We start from the raw sequence: 217 nt of genomic DNA on the forward strand, positions 1-217 counted from the left end.
GAGGCGAGCAGGTCCGCGGCGGCGCCGAGCCGGGCCCGCGCGTGGTCCGCGGCCACGCCGGCCTCCTGCAGCTCGGCCCGCGCCGCGCGGCCGGCCCCGGGGGCGGCCGCGACCCGGTCGAGCTCGACGGCGGACGGGTGGCCGGTGCCACGCAGGTGCTCCTCCTTCGCGGCCAGCGCCCGCTCGCGGCGTACGTCGGCGTCGGAGACGGCCCGCA

Annotated in this window: 1 protein-coding gene; it reads right to left on the reverse strand. The window is 83.4% G+C overall.

Translation table 11 applies throughout. The features are described from left to right. A partial coding sequence (locus tag QWY28_RS24090; RefSeq protein ID WP_300955417.1) for a hypothetical protein occupies window positions 1-217 on the reverse strand: 217 nt, incomplete at both ends.

This window comes from Nocardioides oceani (genome assembly GCF_030412965.1).
GTDB classification, from domain to species: Bacteria; Actinomycetota; Actinomycetes; order Propionibacteriales; family Nocardioidaceae; genus Nocardioides; species Nocardioides oceani.